The organism is Streptomyces sp. NBC_00597, assembly GCF_041431095.1.
GTDB lineage: Bacteria > Actinomycetota > Actinomycetes > Streptomycetales > Streptomycetaceae > Streptomyces.
On sequence record NZ_CP107757.1, the window covers coordinates 3,127,256 to 3,142,334 of the forward strand.

Consider the following 15,079-nt stretch of genomic DNA (forward strand, 5'->3'; position numbering starts at 1 on the left):
TTCTGGCGGGCCGGCGGGCCCGCCGGGTCACTGGCCGGGCTGCCGGCTGGGCTGGGATGCGGGCGGGGGGCCGGCGTCGAAGGTGACCGGGAGCCCGGCGGGGGCGGTTCCGGTCGGGGCGACCTGGAGGGTCTTGAGGGCGAACTCCATGACCTTCTTGTAGATCGGGCCGCAGATCTGGCCGCCGAAGTAGTTGCCCTTGGTGGGATTCTGGATGGCGCAGTACACGGTGATCCGCGGGTTGTCGGCGGGCGCGAACCCGGCGAAGGAGGCGGTGTAGCCCTTGTAGCGCCCGGTGGCCGGATCCACCCGGTTGGAGGTGCCGGTCTTGCCGCCGACCCGGTAGCCGGGGATGCGGGCCTTGGTGCCGGTGCCCTCCTGGTCGTCGACGACCGACTCCAGCATCTCGGACAGGGCCTTGGCGGTCTCCGGGCTGATCACACGGTTCTGCTCGGGTGCCGGGGCCGGGGTGAAGCGGCCGTCGGGGCCCTTGGTGCCGCGGACCAGGGTGGGTGTGATCCGGACTCCGCCGTTGGCGATCGTCGAGTACACGGAGGCCGCCTGCATGGCGTTGAGGGACAGGCCCTGGCCGAAAGGGATCGTGTACTGCTGGGAGGTGGACCAGGCCTCGGGCCGGGCGAGGATGCCCCGGGACTCGCCCGGGTAGTTCAGGCCGGTGGGCTGCCCGATGCCGAACTTGTTCAGGTACGAGTAGAGGACCCGGTTGGCCTCGGGCTGGGTGGCGCCGAGCTGGCCGGTGGCCAGGATCGTGCCGATGTTGGAGGACTTGGCGAGGACCCCGTTGAGGGTCAGGTACCAGGTCGGGTGGTCGATGTCGTCCTTGAACAGCCGGTCGCCGCGGTGCAGCCGGTTGGGCACCTCGACGTGCGTTTCGGGCGTGGCCTTCTTCTCCTCCAGTACGGCGGCCATCGACATCACCTTGGCGGTGGAGCCGGGCTCGTACACGTCCTGGAGGGCCGCGTTGCCCATGGCGGCGGAGCTGGCCTTCGACAGGTCGTTGGGGTCGAAGCCGGGGGCGTTGGCCATGGCCAGCACCTCGCCCGTGCGGGTGTCCTGGACGACGACGTAGCCGCGGTCGGCCTCGGACTTGGCGACCTGCTCGGTGATGGCGCTCTGCGCCGCCCACTGGATGTCGCGGTCGATCGTCAGCTCGATGTCCTCGCCGGGCACGGCGGGCTTCTCGCTGGACCCGGCGGTGGGCACGCGGCGGCCGCCGGACTGGGCGTACGTGATCGCCCCGTCCTTGCCGGCCAGCTTCTTGTCGAGGGAGGACTCCAGCCCGCCGGCGCCCTTGCCCTCGGCGTTGACGTAGCCCAGTATCCCGGCGGCCAGGTCCCCGTTGGGGTACACGCGCTTGCTGCTGTCCTCGTTGAACACGCCGGCGAGGACGTTGGCGCCGGGGCCGTTGTTCTTCTTGTCGGCGGCAGCCTTGTCGGCGAAGACCCGCTTGAGGTCCTTGATCTGGTTCCAGACCTGCGGGGTCTGGCGGCGGGCCAGGACGACGTAGCGGGTGTTCTTGGTCTTGAGGCGGGCCGTGAGCTCCTTGGCGTCCTTGCCGAGGATCGGCCCGAGCAGGGCGGCGGCCTGCTCGGGGGCGTCCGGAGCCTTGCTGTCCTGCGGGGTGAACATCTTCGGGTCGGCGGTGATGTCGTACGCGTCGACGCTGGCGGCGAGGGCCACGCCCTTGCGGTCGGTGATCTCACCGCGCTCGGCGGCCAGGGTGTAGCTGGCGAAGCGGTTCTCGGAGGCCTTGGCGGAGTACGCGGAGGCGTCGAAGGCCTGCACCTGGAGCAGTCGCACGACGAAGGCCACCATGACGAGGGTCAGCCCGACGCTGACGAGGCGCAGCCGGGGCTTGGGGCTGCCGAGGCGGATGGTGTGCGATGTCCTGGCCGGGACGGGTCTGCGCGTTGCGGGCCGGGAGTTGACGCGGGCCCGATCGGCGCCCCCGGGCCGCACACGCCCGGGTCCGGGCACCCGGCGCCGCACGTCCTGCCCCTTCACGCCGCCACCCCGCACGACCCGGCGCCCGGCCCCGGCACGCCCGGGCCCGTCGACGCGTCCGCGTGCGCCCTGCCGCCGGTGGGCCGGACCGAGCCCGGGGAACGGGAGGGGGGTGGGGAGGGGAAAGCCCCGCGCAGCGGCTGGCCGCCGGGCCTGGCGGGGGCGGGGGCGGGCAATCCGGTGCAGCGTCCCGCAGCAGCTGTCCGCGTCACGGCGTCACCTTCCGGGGGTCGGGTTGGGCTGAGGAGCTCCCCCCGGCACGGGCTGCGCGCTCGGGGGCGTACCGGCCGGGGTGGCGCCGGGGGCGGGCCCCGGGGTCCCGGCGGGGGTGGAGCCGGGAGCCGCGCCGGGGGCGGGCTGGTTCGGGGTCGCCGCCGGCGGTGGCGCGGGGGCCTCAGCCGGCGCCGCGGTCCCGGTGACCTTGCCGTCGGGCCCGATGAAGACCGGGCTGCCGCCGGGGACCATGCCCAGCTCGTGGGCCCGCCGCTGCAGCGCGTCCGGCGCCGAGTAGCCGTCGACGTCCCGCTGCAGCGCCTGTTCTTCGTCCGTGAGTGCGGTGGTCTCCTTCTTCAGCTTGCTCAGCTGGAAGGAGCCCTGGTTGAGTGCCGAGTTCAGCAGCAGCAGGCTGATCAGGCCACCGGCCAGCAGCGCCACCACCAGCAGGACGAACGGGGTCCGCGCCGCCTGCCCCGAGGGGCCGCCGCGCAGCCGCCCCAGTCCCCCGGCCTTGCTCACAGCCGCGCCTCCCGGATGCGCTCGACGCCGCGGAAGCGGGCCGGGGCGGCCCGCCGGTTCTCGGCGATCTCCTCCTCCGTGGGCAGCTCCGCGCCACGGGTGAGCAGCTTCAGCTTGGGCTGGTACTTCTCCGGTACCACGGGCAGCCCGGGCGGGGCCGTGGAGGTCGCGCCCGCCGCGAAGACCTGCTTGACGAGCCGGTCCTCCAGCGAGTGGTACGAGAGCACCGCGATCCGGCCGCCCACCGCGATCCGCTCCACCGCGGCCGGGACGGCCCGCTCCAGGACCGACAGTTCGCCGTTGACCTCGATGCGCAGCGCCTGGAAGGTCCGCTTGGCCGGGTTGCCGCCCGTCCGCTTGGCCGCCTGCGGCAGCGCGTCGCGGATCAGGTCGACCAGCCGTGCACTGTTCGTGAACGGCTCCTTGTCCCGCTCGCGGACGATCGCCGACACGATCCGCTTGGCCTGCTTCTCCTCGCCGTACTGGCGCAGGATCCGTACGAGCTCGCCCGGCGGGTAGGTGTTGAGAACCTCGGCGGCGCTCATCCCGGTCGTCTGGTCCATCCGCATGTCCAGCGGCGCGTCCTGCGCGTACGCGAACCCGCGGTCGGCCTCGTCGAGCTGCATGGAGGAGACGCCGAGGTCGAACAGGACGCCCTGGACGGTGGGGATGCCGAGCCGGTCCAGTACCTCGGGCAGCTCGTCGTAGACGGCGTGGACGAGGGTGGCGCGGTCGCCGAAGGGCGCGAGCCGCTCGCCGGAGAGCCGCAGGGCCTCCTTGTCGCGGTCGAGGCCGATGAGGTGGGCCTCGGGGAACCGGGTGAGCAGGGCCTCGCTGTGGCCGCCGAGGCCGAGGGTGCAGTCGACGACGACGGCCCCGGGCCTCTCCAGCGCCGGGGCCAACAGGTCCAGGCACCGCTGGAGCATCACCGGGACATGTCGGGACTCGCTAGTCAAAGCGCCCTCTCAGATAACGGCGCGGCAGGCATACGCCGCGCCGCGCACGCGGAGTGTTACCAGGGGGCCGGGCGGCCGGTCAGGGCCGGGCTCCGGCCGGTTCGCGTCACTTTAGTGCAACGGTCGCCGCGGTCAACGAACCGCCCCGCGCGCCGTGCACCCCTCTCGTACGGAACTCGCAAAAGCCGCTTATCACCCGAACGGCGCCGCCACCCCACCCCTGTGGGTTAACTCACAACAAGGACGGTTGACGTTCTTTGTCCACCCTCTCTCCATGCCTTTACCAGCGGTGACCACTAACGTCGTAGGCATGACGACTTCCGCATCCCTGCCCGCAGAGTCCACCACCCAGGCAGCCGGCGGCGACTCGGTCACGGACCGGCTGGTGGCAGCGAACGGACGGTACGCCGCTCAGTTCGAGGATCCCGGTATGGACGCCCGCCCGGTCCTGCACGTAGCCGTGGTGGCCTGCATGGACGCCCGCCTCGACCTGCACAAGGCCCTCGGCCTCGAACTGGGTGACTGCCACACCATCCGCAACGCGGGCGGCGTCGTCACCGACGACACCATCCGGTCGCTCACCATCAGCCAGCGCGCCCTGGGCACCCGCGCGGTCATACTGATCCACCACACCGGCTGTGGCCTCGAAAGCCTGACCGAGGACTTCCGGCACGAGCTGGAGGACGAGGTCGGGCAGCGCCCCGCCTGGGCCGTCGAGGCCTTCCGTGACGTGGACCAGGACGTCCGCCAGTCCATGCAGCGGGTCCGGACGAACCCCTTCCTGCCCCACCGCGACGATGTGCGAGGCTTCGTCTTCGACGTGCACACCGGACTCCTGCGGGAGATCGATCCCGCCTCGTGAGTGACACAAGGCCACAACGCCGTCAAGAATGCGGGAAGACGCCGCCCGGAAAACCGTCCGGGCCGGCGTCCGTGTCGGGGTGGGCCGGAGTGCGCTGAGGGCGTCGGCCCTGCGGAAAGGGCCGAGGAGAACCAGGTGACGACGTATGACGACCGAGCGAGCCTCGCGGATCTGACGAGCACGGCCGAGCGGGTGCGCCGCTCGATCGAGAGCGTGATCGAGGGCAAGCCCGAGGTCGTACGCATCGCGCTGACCGTGCTGCTCGCCGAAGGGCACCTGCTGATCGAGGACGTCCCCGGCGTCGGCAAGACGATGCTCGCCAAGACGCTGGCGAAGTCCATCGACTGCTCGGTGCAGCGCATCCAGTTCACGCCGGACCTGCTGCCCTCCGACATCACCGGTGTCAGCATCTACGACCAGCAGCGCCGCGAGTTCGAGTTCAAGCCGGGCGCGATCTTCGCGCAGATCGTCATCGGCGACGAGATCAACCGCGCCTCGCCCAAGACCCAGTCCGCGCTGCTGGAGTCGATGGAGGAGCGCCAGGTCACCATCGACGGCACGACCTACACGCTGCCCAGCCCGTTCATGGTGGTGGCCACCCAGAACCCGGTGGAGATGGAGGGCACGTACCCCCTCCCCGAGGCCCAGCGCGACCGCTTCATGGCCCGCGTGTCCGTCGGCTACCCGAGCCCCGACGCCGAGCTCCAGATGCTCGACGTGCACGGCGGGGTCTCCCCGCTCGACGACCTCCAGGCCGTCGCGCACGCCCACGACGTCGTCAAGCTCATAGAGGCCGTCCGCGAGGTGTACGTCGCCGAGCCCGTCCGCCGCTACGTCGTCGACCTGGTCTCGGCCACCCGCAGCCACCCGGACCTGCGCCTGGGCGCCTCGCCCCGCGCCACCCTCCACCTGCTGCGCGCCGTGAAGGCCTCCGCCGCCCTGTCCGGCCGGGACTACGTACTGCCCGACGACGTGCAGGCGCTGGCCGCCCCCGTCCTCGCCCACCGGCTGCTGCCCACCACGCAGGCCCAGCTCAACCGGCGCACCGCCGAGCAGGTCGTCCACGACATCCTCCAGCGCACCCCCGTCCCCGCCGCGCACGCCCGCGGCGAGATGCCGCCCGGCGCGGGCATCCGGGGCTTCTGATGAGCGCCGGTGCCCCGCGCGGCGCCGGCGGCGAGGGCCGGGGCGCCGGCGGGCTGCGCGCCTCGCTCGCGGGGCTGACCACCCGCGGCCGGTCCTTCCTGGCCGCCGGGGTCGCCGCCGCCCTGTGCGCGTACGTGCTCGGCCAGGGCGAACTGCTCCGGGTCGGGCTGCTGCTCGCCGTCCTGCCGCTGGTCTGCGTCCTCGCCCTGCACCGCACCCGCCACCGGGTCTCCGGCAGCCGCCGGCTGACCCCGATGCGGGTGCCCGCCGGATCCGAGGCCCGGGTCCAACTGCGCATGGAGAACGTCTCCCGGCTGCCCACCGGGCTGCTGATGCTCCAGGACCGGGTCCCTTACGTACTCGGTCCCCGGCCCCGTTTCGTCCTGGACCGCGTCGAGCCCGGCGGGCGCCGCGAGGTCTCCTACCGGGTCCGCTCCGACCTGCGCGGCCGATACCCGCTGGGCCCGCTCCAGCTGCGGCTGACCGACCCCTTCGGGCTCGTCGAGCTGACCCGCTCGTTCAGCACCTACGACACGCTCACCGTCATCCCGCGCACCGAGGCACTGGCCCCGGTCCGGCTGACCGGCGAGACCTCCGGCTACGGCGACGGCAGCCGCCGCTCCCTCGCCCTGGCCGGCGACGACGACGTGATCCCCCGGACCTACCGGCGCGGCGACGACCTGCGCCGGGTGCACTGGCGTTCCACCGCCCGCTACGGCGAGCTAATGGTGCGCCGCGAGGAGCAGCCGCAGCGCAGCAGGGCCACGGTCCTGCTGGACACCCGCGGCGCCGCCTTCGAGGGCGCCGGACCCGACTCGGCCTTCGAGTGGGCGGTCTCCGGGGCCGCCTCGGCCCTGGCGCACCTGCTCGAACAGGGTTTCTCGGTGCGGCTGCTGACGGACACCGGGACCTCGGTGTCCGGCGACGGCGGCGGCTTCTCCTCCGGCGGACAGGAGTCCGCGGAGGCCGCCGGGCTGATGATGGACACCCTCGCGGTCGTCGGGCACTCCGACGGCGCCGGCCTCTCGCGCGCGTACGACGCGGTGCGCGACGGCGGCCACGGCGGCGGGGCCTTCGCCGGAGCCGGCGGTGACGGGCTCCTCCTCGCCTTCTTCGGGGACCTGGACGACGTACAGACGGAACTGGCGGCCAAGATGCGCGGCCGCTGCGGGGCCGCGGTGGCTTTCGTACTGGACTCCGCGCTGTGGGCCGGACGGCCCTCGAAGGTGGAAGCACGGGTGCGCAGGCTGCGCGACGCGGGCTGGACGGCGCTCGCAGCGCCGCCCGGGGTGGCGTTCGGGGAGCTGTGGCGCCAGGCCGGGAACGCTCCGCTCGGCACGGGTACTTCCGGAGGTTGGGGATGAGCGGGCGAGCGCGCGTGACGCTCTTCGCGATGCTGGCGACGCTGCTCACCTCGTGGTCGCTGGCCTCGCTGGTGGACTCCTCGGGCTGGCTGCTCCAGGCGGCGGCCCTGCTGGCCGTGCAGAGCGGGGTGGGGGCCGGGGCCCGGCGGGTGCCGCTGGGGCGCACGCTCACCGTGGCCGCACAGGTGCTGGTGTCGCTGCTGGTGCTCGTGTTCCTGTTCGCGGGCAAGGGCGAGTCCACCGGGACCGGGCCGGTGGCCTACCTCGTGACGGACTTCGGCGCCCTGTTCCAGCGGGGCGTCCAGGACGTCGGCGAGTTCGCGACCCCCGCGCCGCTGACCGACGGCATCCGGCTGCTGCTGCTCACCGGGGTGCTGCTGATCGGGCTGCTGGTGGACCTGCTGGCGGTGACCCTGCGGACCGCCGCCGCGGCCGGGCTGCCGCTGCTCGCGCTGTACTCGGTCGCCGCGGGGCTCTCCGGCGGCGCCGGGGCCTCCGCGGTCTCCTTCGTACTGGCCGGCTGCGGCTACCTGTTGCTGCTGCTGGCCGAGGGCCGCGACCGGCTCGCCCAGTGGGGACGGGTCTTCGGCGCGGCACCCGGCGGGCGGGCGGCGGAGGCCTCCGGGTACGGCGGCCTCGGGGCCCCGACCCAGGCCGTGGCCCCCGTACGCACCGGCCGGCGGATCGGCGCCGTCGCGCTGGGCATCGCCCTGGCGGTGCCCACGGTGCTGCCCTCGCTCAGCGGCGGGCTGCTCGGCGCGCAGGGCGACGCCGAAGGCGGCGGCACCGGCATCGGCGGGACGATCTCGGCGGTCAACCCGCTGGTGTCCCTCCAGAGCAGCCTGAACACACAGGACAACCGGGTGGTGCTGAAGTACCGCACGGACAGCCCGCAGCTCGGCGAGCAGTACCTGCGGATCCTGGCGCTGGATGAGTTCAACGGCGTGAAGTGGGAGGCTTCCGGGCGGGCCCTGAGCGACGTACCGGAGCGGCTGCCGACCCCGCCAGGACTGAGCGAGCAGGTGCGGGCCACCGGAACCGAGGTGCGGACGAGCATCTCGGCGGCCGACACGTACGCGCAGCGCTACCTGCCGATGCCTTACCCGGCGACGTCCGTGGACATCCCGGGCAAGTGGCGGTTCGAGCCGGCCGGCCGGACCCTGGTCGGGGACCAGCTGGGCAAGGACAGGTTCCAGAACGTCCAGGGCGCCATGTACACGGTGCGCAGTCTGCTGCTGCGGCCGACGGCCGTCGAGCTGCAGGCGGCGCCGCAGCCGGATCCGGCGATCAAGGCCGAGTACACGAAGCTGCCGGACAACCTGCCGCCCGTGGTAGCCGACACGGCCCGCCAGGTCACGAGGGGCGCGAAGGACGACTACGCACGGGCGGTGAAGCTCCAGGACTACTTCGCCGAGGACGGCGGCTTCCGCTACGACACCAAGGTCGCCTCGGGTACGGGGCCGCAGGCCATCGCCCGGTTCCTCGCGGACAAGGAGGGATTCTGCATCCACTTCGCGTTCTCGATGGCGGCGATGTCGCGCACCCTCGGGATCCCGGCGCGGGTCGCGGTGGGCTTCACGCCCGGCGAGAAGCAGTCGGACGGCAGCGTGAACGTCTCGATGCGGGACGCGCACGCCTGGCCCGAGCTGTACTTCGAGGGCGTGGGCTGGACCCGGTTCGAGCCGACGCCGCGCCAGGGCATCACGGTTCCGGACTACTCGCGTCCCGAGGCGCCGGCGCCCCAGCCGTCCGCGCCGACGGCGCTGCCCTCGACGGGAGCGGCCCAGCCGTCGGCGGCGCCCTCGAAGGCGGACGCCTGCCCGCCGGAGGCGAAGAAGCTGGGCGAGTGCGGGGCCTCGGCGCCGCACCAGGACGCGGGCTCCGGTGGCGGTGGCCCGTCGCTGACCGCGGTCCTGGGCTGGACCCTGCCGATCCTGGCCCTGCTGGCCCTCCCGCTGCTGCCGCTGCTGTGGCGCAAGCGGGTACGGGACGGCCGGCTGGCGGCGGGAGGCGTACTGGAGGCCTGGCAGGAGCTGGGTGATGCGGCCTGGGACGTGGGCATCGCCCCGGACGGGGCCCTGTCGCCGCGGCGGGCGGCGGGCCGCGTGGTGGTGCTGGGCCGGCTGGAACTCGACGCGGCCGATGCGGTGCACCGGGTCGCGGGGGCGGTGGAGCGGGCACTGTACGCCCCGCCCGGCGCGGAGGTCTCGTACGAGACCCTGGCGGCGGACGTCCTGCTGGTGCGCGGCGCGCTGCTCGGCTCCCTGAGCCGCGGCTCCCGGCTTCGGGCGCTGCTGCTGCCGCGTTCGGCGGTGCGCCTGCGCTGGGCGGCGGCGGCCCGCTGGGCGGCCCTGACGGCCCGCGCCGCAGCCCCCCTGGCGAAGGCCGCCGGGGTCCTGACCCGCACCCGCGCCCGCCTCCCCCTCCGCAACCGCGGCTGAGTCGAGCCGGCGGGGCCGGCCCCGCCGGCATGCGCGGCGCTGGGGCTCCCCCGGACGAAGTCCCGGGGGCAGAGTCCCGGGGGGGGCAGAGTCCCGGGGGCAGAGTCCCGGGGGCCGCCCCGTACAGGCGGGTGCACGCACGGAGCGGCGAGGCTCGATCCCCCCGAGCCCCGCCGCTCCGCGTTCCCTCCCCCGTCCGGCGAAGCCCGGCCCGCACCTGCCGCCCCGTGTCGGCGGTCCGGGCCGGATCCCCGTCCGTTGTCCCCAGTCTGGCGTCCGCGCAGGTGGGGGCCCATCCGCGCCCGTACTCATTTCCGCGCCTAGGTACACGTACTCAGGCGGCGCGGCGAACGACACGCGGAGCGGGCGGCGCCACCAGTTCTACGCCGTCCCGCCGCACCACGGCACCGCCGATCGGGGGGCACCGGCCTCCTCAGCGGTTCCCGCTGACCCGTCCCCGCAGCAGCAGTGACAGGGCCGAGTGCACGTCGTCCAGCGACCTCTCGCTCTGGAACGACTGCCAGTCGAGCGCGGCCACCAGCACCATGCCCACCATCGCGGCGGCCGTCAGCTGCACGTCGATCTCCGCGCTGAGCTCCCCGCGCTCGACGCCCTCCCGCAGCACCGTCTCCACGACGGCGACCGCCTCCTGCCGGACCACCATCAGCGTGGACTGCCACGCCCGGTTGGTCCGCCACAGTTCGGCGACGTACAGCTGGGTGAAGGCCGGGTACCGGTCGATGAAGACGAGACCGGCCCGGATCATCGCGTCGAGCGCCTCGACCCGGCTGCCACCGCGCCGCTCGGTCTCCTCGGCCGCGTCGCGCAGCGAGGCCGTCAGCAGCCCGACGCCGTGCCGCAGCAGTTCCTCGAAGAGTTCGTTCTTGCTCGCGAAGTTGTAGTAGACCGTGCCCTTCGCGACGCCCGCCCGTTCGGCGATCTCGTCGACCGTGGTGGCCGAGAAGCCCTGCTCGGCGATGAGCGTGACGGCCGCCTCGTAGAGCTTCTGGCGGGTCGCCTGCCGGCGGCTGCCGCCGGTACCGGTGTTGCTGGTGTCCATGGCGCTGATTCTCACAGGTCAACCGATCTCTACAGGCTCAGTTCCGGGTGCAGCCGGTCCATCGTCCACACCTGCTTGCCGCGGGCGGCGAGCGCGGTCAGGGCGAGGGAGCCCGCGGTGAAGGCGACCAGGACCGCGCAGCCGACCCAGACCCGGGTGAGGTCGCCGCCGGAGATGAGGCGGCGCAGCCCCTCGACGATGTACGTCATCGGCAGGTAGGGGTGGATCCAGTTGAAGAAGGCGGGGCTGGTCTGAACGGGGTACGTACCGCCCGCCGAGGTCAGCTGCAGCATCAGCACGACGAGGACCAGGATGCGCCCGGCCGCCCCGAACTTCGCGTTGAGCCACTGGACCATCGCCGCGAAGCAGGCGGTGGCCAGCGCGAGGAAGCCGATGGTGAGGGCCGGGCGTTCCATCTCCAGGCCGAGGCCCCAGTGCAGCACGGACATCAGTGCGAGCACCTGCAGGACGCCGATGCCCACCACGGGCAGCCAGCCGGCGAAGGCGATCCGCCAGGGCGAGGCGCCGACGGCGAGGGCGCGCCGGTTCAGCGGCGCGATGAGCATGTAGGCGACCATCGCGCCGACCCAGAGGGAGAGGGGGATGAAGTACGGCGCGAAGCCGGTGCCGTAGTTGGGCGCCTTGTGCAGGGACTGGTTGGCGAGCTTGACCGGGTCGGCCATCACCTGGGTGCGGGTGTCGCGCTGCTGCTGGTCGTAGTCCGGGATCTTGCCGACGCCGTCGTGCAGGCCGCCGGCGAGCTCGCCGGTGCCGTCGACGAGCTTGAACATGCCGCCGTCGAGGCGGTGGGCCCCGTCGCCGAGCTTGCCGACGCCGTCGCCGAGGGCCTCGGAGCCGTCGGTGGCCTTGCCGAGGCCGGTGTGCAGCTGGCCCATGCCGGTGGCGACCTTGTGGGCGCCGGTGTTGAGGGCGTTGGCGTCGGCGACGGCCTGGTCCAGCTTGCCGGAGAGGGCGGGGGCGCCCGCGGCGAGCTTGCGGGCCTGCTTCTCCAGGTCGGTGAGCTCCTTGCGCAGGTCGGCCAGATCGCCGTTGGAGTCGTTGACCAGGGTGTCGACGTCGCCGGTGAGCTGGGCGGCTTCGGCGGTGACGTCCTTCAGCCTCTTCATGTCGGCGCAGGTGACCGGCAAGGGCTTTGCGGCAGCGCCCGTGCAGGTGCGGGTGTACGTGTCGGCGGCCAGGGCGGCAGCCTGCTTGCTGACCTTGGCTGCGGCGGGAGCCTTCTTGCTGAAGATTTCGAGGTGGTTGTTGACGACCCGGGCGGTGTCCGCGACGAGCAGCGCGGTGTCGGCGAGCTGCTTGGGGTTGTCGAGGTAGGGACGGACCTGGGAGGCGGTGCCGTTGATCTTGTCCGCGACCTGCTGGGTGCCGTCGGCGATGTCCTTCGTGCCGGTCTCCAGCTTGCCCGCGGCCGAGTCGAGCTTCTTCAGCCCGCCGGTGATCTCGCCGTTCTTCTCCTCGACCGTGTCGAGGCCGTCGGCGATCTCCTTCGCCCCCTGCTGGGCCTTGCCGGCTCCGTCCTTGAGCCGGTCGGCTCCGTCGGCGGCCTCGGCGGTCTTGTCGTGGAGGTCGGAGAAGGAGACGAAGATCTTGTCGAGGAAGCCGCGGGAGGCGTTGGTGGACGCCGCGGAGCGGACCTCGGAGAAGACGGTGCGCGAGATCGACCCGACGATGTAGTTGTTCGCGTCGTTCGTACGGACCTGCAGGGCGCTGGTGGTGGGGTCGTCCCCGGCACTGGAGGTGATCTTCGTGCTGAAGTCGGCGGGCATGGTGAGGGAGAGGTAGTACGTCCCCTTCTCCACTCCCTTGGCGGCCTCGGCGGCGCTGACCTCGCGCCAGTCGAAGGTCTTGCTGTCGTGGAGCTTCTTGGCGATCTCGCCGCCGGCGTCCAGGTGCTTGCCGTCGACGGTGGCGCCCTTGTCGGCGTTGACGAGGGCGACGGGCACCTTGTCCAGGTTCTTGTACGGGTCCCAGAACGAGCACAGGTACAGCGCGCCGTACAGCAGCGGCAGCAGGAGCAGCGCGATGAGAGCGGCGACGGGCAGCTTCCCCCGCCCGAACCGCTTCAGCTCAAGCGCGGCCAGCTTCGGCGAGCGCATCGTCGGCCCCCTTCGTGTCTTCGGTCTTGTCGGTCTTTTCGGTCTTCTCTGTGGTCCCGGCCTTCGCTGTGGCGCCCGTGCGCAGGACCGTCGCGTCGTCCGGCGCGTCGCTGCACACGGCGAGGACCGTGGTCCCGCGGTCGGCGATCGAGCGGAGCAGGGTCCAGGCCTCGGAGCGTTCGGCTTCCGAGAGCTTGAGGTCCAGGTCGTCGAGGGCCAGCAGCCGCGGCGAGCCCAGCAGGGCGATGGCCACGGACAGCCGGACCGCCTCCAGGCGCTCCAGGTCCCGTACGGAGGTGCGCGGGCCCTTGGGCAGCGCGGCGAGGTCCAGTCCGGCGGCGGCCAGCGCCGCCTCGATCCGGGCCCCGGTGCCGGTGCGGCGCTCGGCGCGCGGCCGCAGCAGGACGCGGACGGGGCCCTCGTAGCGGCGCTGGAGCAGGGCTCCCTCGCGCAGCTGCTCGGCGACGGTGAGGGACTGGTCGAGCTCGTTGACCCCGGTGACCGGGCCGAGGGCGGCGATCCGGCGGACCGCGGCCATGTGCTTCGGCAACCGGTGGCCGGCGACCTCGGCGTGGCCCTCGGTCGCCTTCATGCGTCCGGTGAGGGCCAGGAGGAGGCAGGTCCGGCCGCTGCCGGAGGGGCCTTCGACCGCGATGAGCGAGCCGGGCGGCACGTCGAGGCCCACCCCGCGGAACACCCAGCCGCGCGGGCCCTTGAGTCCGAAGTCCTCGGCCTTGACGGCCGCACCGTGCGGGCTGTCCACGCCGTCCCCCCTTCTTTTGAACTGACCGGTCAGTTCAAAAACTAGCAGCTTGAGGAGCACCACATGCGCACAGGGGGGCAGTTGACCGGACAGAGCGGGCAAAACAGCAGGTCAGGGCGATTGTCAGTGGTGAGCGTCACGATGGGGGCAGGCACAAACGCAGACACAGCAGTACGCAACGACAGGAGGTTCGTCATGGCCACACCGTCCCCGTCCCCTGTCCACCCCGTCCCGCGCAGGTCGGCAGCACCTCCGGCCGCGCTCGATCTGCTCGCCAAGGCCCGCTCCGGCCTCACCGAGGCCGTCCGGCTGACCCGGCCCAACGAGCGGTACGCCACCGCCCACCTCGCTGCGCTGCGCACCGCCGCGGCCGTGCTCGCCGCGCGCGGGCGGCCCGAGCCGGCCGGCGTGCGGCGCCGGCCCCGGATCCGCAGCGCGTGGGAGGTACTGCCGGAGATAGCGCCGGAGTTGACGGAGTGGAGCGCGCTGTTCGCCTCCGGCGCCGAGCGCCGGGCCCGCGCGGAGGCGGGGATACGGGATGCGGCGACGGTCCGGGACGCGGACGATCTGGTGCGCGCCGTGGAGATGTTCCTGCGGCTGGTCGAGCGGATGCTCGCCCTCCAGCCGCAGGCGCCGATGCTGCCGCAGCCCCGTCCCGATCATCCGCGGCCCGCGGACGCGGGCTGAGCTGCCCTGGGTGACCGGCGGGACATCCCCCAGGCAATAGGGTGGGACACGCATCTCTCACCCCTTGTCGCGCCGAGGAGTCATCAGCCGTGTCGGACACTTCCCGCCCCCGCGCCTCCCTTCGCACCGCCGTGGTGTGGGAGGTCCTCAAGGAGGCACTCGACCGCCGGGTGAAGGCGACCGGGCGGGATGTGCTCGACGTGCTGGACACCGGTGGCGGCACCGGCAAGTTCGCGGTGCCGGTGGCCCGGCTGGGCCACCGGGTGACCGTGGTCGACCCCAGCCCGAACGCACTGTTCGGGCTGGAGCGCCGCGTCGCCGAGGCCGGTGTCGCCGACCTCGTCCGCGGGGTGCAGGGCGACGCCCAGGGCCTGCTGGACGTCGTCGAGCGCGACGCGTACGACGTGGTGCTGTGCCACGGCGTGCTGGAGTACGTGGACGACCCGGCCGAGGGCGTGGCCAACGCGGTCGCCGCCCTGCGCCCCGGCGGCAGGCTCAGCCTGCTGGCCGCCGGCCTCGGCGGGGCCGTGCTGGCCCGTGCGCTCGCCGGCCACTTCACCGAGGCCCGTACGGCCCTCAACGACCCGGCCGGCCGCTGGGGTGCGGGCGACCCGGTACCGCGCCGCTTCACCGCCGAGCAGCTCGCCGAGCTGGTCGGCGGGGCCGGCCTGGAGGTCGGTGCGGTGCACGGGATCCGCATCTTCGCCGACCTCGTCCCCGGCGTCCTGGTCGACACCGAGCCGGGCGCGGTCGAGGCGCTGTTGCGCCTGGAGGAGGCCGCCGCCGAGCTGCCGGCGTTCCACGCGGTAGCCACCCAGCTGCACGTCCTCGGCACCAAGCCCCCGCGCGAGCAGCACGCCTGATCTGCGGAGTTCCTCTCACCGAGTACTGCGGACGCCCTCCGATCCGCCGTTCGGCACCGT

At 73.1% G+C, this 15,079-nt stretch carries 12 protein-coding genes; 6 read left to right on the forward strand and 6 right to left on the reverse strand.

The features are described 5' to 3' along the window. Positions 1-27: 27 nt before the first annotated feature. The 3 genes from OG974_RS13910 to rsmH all read right to left on the reverse strand — a co-directional run bounded on the left by OG974_RS13910 (position 28) and on the right by rsmH (position 3,686). Positions 28-2,040 carry a peptidoglycan D,D-transpeptidase FtsI family protein gene (locus OG974_RS13910; protein ID WP_371646624.1) on the reverse strand — a complete coding sequence of 671 codons (2,013 nt, stop codon included), beginning with the start codon at positions 2,038-2,040 and terminating at the stop codon, positions 28-30. Between the two features lie 201 nt (positions 2,041-2,241). Further along, a complete protein-coding gene (locus OG974_RS13915; RefSeq protein ID WP_371646625.1) occupies positions 2,242-2,760 on the reverse strand; it encodes a hypothetical protein in 519 nt (172 codons plus the stop codon). Continuing rightward, positions 2,757-3,686: a 16S rRNA (cytosine(1402)-N(4))-methyltransferase RsmH gene (rsmH, locus tag OG974_RS13920; RefSeq protein ID WP_327283006.1), complete on the reverse strand. Its 930-nt coding sequence runs from the start codon at positions 3,684-3,686 to the stop codon at positions 2,757-2,759. Before rsmH ends, OG974_RS13915 begins: the two co-directional genes overlap by 4 nt. Positions 3,687-4,026: 340 nt before the next feature. On the opposite strand from rsmH, the gene OG974_RS13925 reads away from it, so the two are divergent. From OG974_RS13925 to OG974_RS13940, 4 genes are all read left to right on the forward strand, one after another. After that, a complete protein-coding gene (locus OG974_RS13925) occupies positions 4,027-4,578 on the forward strand; it encodes a carbonic anhydrase (RefSeq protein ID WP_327283007.1) in 552 nt (183 codons plus the stop codon). A 135-nt stretch (positions 4,579-4,713) separates the two neighbouring features. Continuing rightward, positions 4,714-5,724 (forward strand): MoxR family ATPase, encoded by a 1,011-nt coding sequence (locus tag OG974_RS13930; RefSeq protein WP_327283008.1) that lies wholly within the window; start codon positions 4,714-4,716, stop codon positions 5,722-5,724. Then, entirely contained in the window at positions 5,724-7,088 is a 1,365-nt protein-coding gene (locus OG974_RS13935) for a DUF58 domain-containing protein (RefSeq protein WP_328762484.1), read from the forward strand. The genes OG974_RS13930 and OG974_RS13935 overlap by 1 nt, the downstream gene beginning before the upstream one ends. Continuing rightward, on the forward strand, positions 7,085-9,529 hold the full coding sequence (locus OG974_RS13940) for a transglutaminaseTgpA domain-containing protein (protein ID WP_371646627.1): 2,445 nt from the start codon (positions 7,085-7,087) through the stop codon (positions 9,527-9,529). The genes OG974_RS13935 and OG974_RS13940 overlap by 4 nt, the downstream gene beginning before the upstream one ends. 433 nt (positions 9,530-9,962) lie before the next feature. Here the strand turns inward: OG974_RS13940 and OG974_RS13945 are convergent, their stop codons facing one another. The 3 genes from OG974_RS13945 to OG974_RS13955 are packed head-to-tail and all read right to left on the reverse strand — an operon-like array spanning position 9,963 to position 13,469. Beyond that, positions 9,963-10,589, reverse strand: a complete 627-nt coding sequence (locus OG974_RS13945; protein ID WP_327283011.1) for a TetR/AcrR family transcriptional regulator — start codon at positions 10,587-10,589, stop codon at positions 9,963-9,965. Between the two features lie 29 nt (positions 10,590-10,618). Then, complete coding sequence (locus tag OG974_RS13950) at positions 10,619-12,706, reverse strand: YhgE/Pip domain-containing protein (protein WP_327283012.1); 2,088 nt, start codon at positions 12,704-12,706, stop codon at positions 10,619-10,621. Further along, positions 12,678-13,469: an ATP-binding cassette domain-containing protein gene (locus OG974_RS13955; RefSeq protein ID WP_327283013.1), complete on the reverse strand. Its 792-nt coding sequence runs from the start codon at positions 13,467-13,469 to the stop codon at positions 12,678-12,680. The genes OG974_RS13950 and OG974_RS13955 overlap by 29 nt, the downstream gene beginning before the upstream one ends. 195 nt (positions 13,470-13,664) lie before the next feature. Between OG974_RS13955 and OG974_RS13960 the strand changes: the two genes are divergently transcribed. After that, the gene (locus OG974_RS13960) at positions 13,665-14,156 is read left to right on the forward strand and encodes an SAV_6107 family HEPN domain-containing protein (protein ID WP_328762486.1); all 492 of its coding nucleotides are present in this window, start codon (positions 13,665-13,667) and stop codon (positions 14,154-14,156) included. An 89-nt stretch (positions 14,157-14,245) separates the two neighbouring features. Continuing rightward, the gene (locus OG974_RS13965) at positions 14,246-15,019 is read left to right on the forward strand and encodes a methyltransferase (RefSeq protein WP_327283015.1); all 774 of its coding nucleotides are present in this window, start codon (positions 14,246-14,248) and stop codon (positions 15,017-15,019) included. Positions 15,020-15,079 lie beyond the last annotated feature (60 nt).

Excerpts from the sequence above, each read along its gene's own strand:
- rsmH (WP_327283006.1), bottom strand. The coding sequence starts at position 3,686 with ATGCTCCAGCGGTGCCTGGACCTGTTGGCCCCGGCGCTGGAGAGGCCC.
- OG974_RS13925 (WP_327283007.1), top strand. The coding sequence starts at position 4,027 with ATGACGACTTCCGCATCCCTGCCCGCAGAGTCCACCACCCAGGCAGCC.
- OG974_RS13935 (WP_328762484.1), top strand. The coding sequence starts at position 5,724 with ATGAGCGCCGGTGCCCCGCGCGGCGCCGGCGGCGAGGGCCGGGGCGCC.
- OG974_RS13940 (WP_371646627.1), top strand. The coding sequence starts at position 7,085 with ATGAGCGGGCGAGCGCGCGTGACGCTCTTCGCGATGCTGGCGACGCTG.
- OG974_RS13945 (WP_327283011.1), bottom strand. The coding sequence starts at position 10,589 with ATGGACACCAGCAACACCGGTACCGGCGGCAGCCGCCGGCAGGCGACC.
- OG974_RS13950 (WP_327283012.1), bottom strand. The coding sequence starts at position 12,706 with ATGCGCTCGCCGAAGCTGGCCGCGCTTGAGCTGAAGCGGTTCGGGCGG.
- OG974_RS13960 (WP_328762486.1), top strand. The coding sequence starts at position 13,665 with ATGGCCACACCGTCCCCGTCCCCTGTCCACCCCGTCCCGCGCAGGTCG.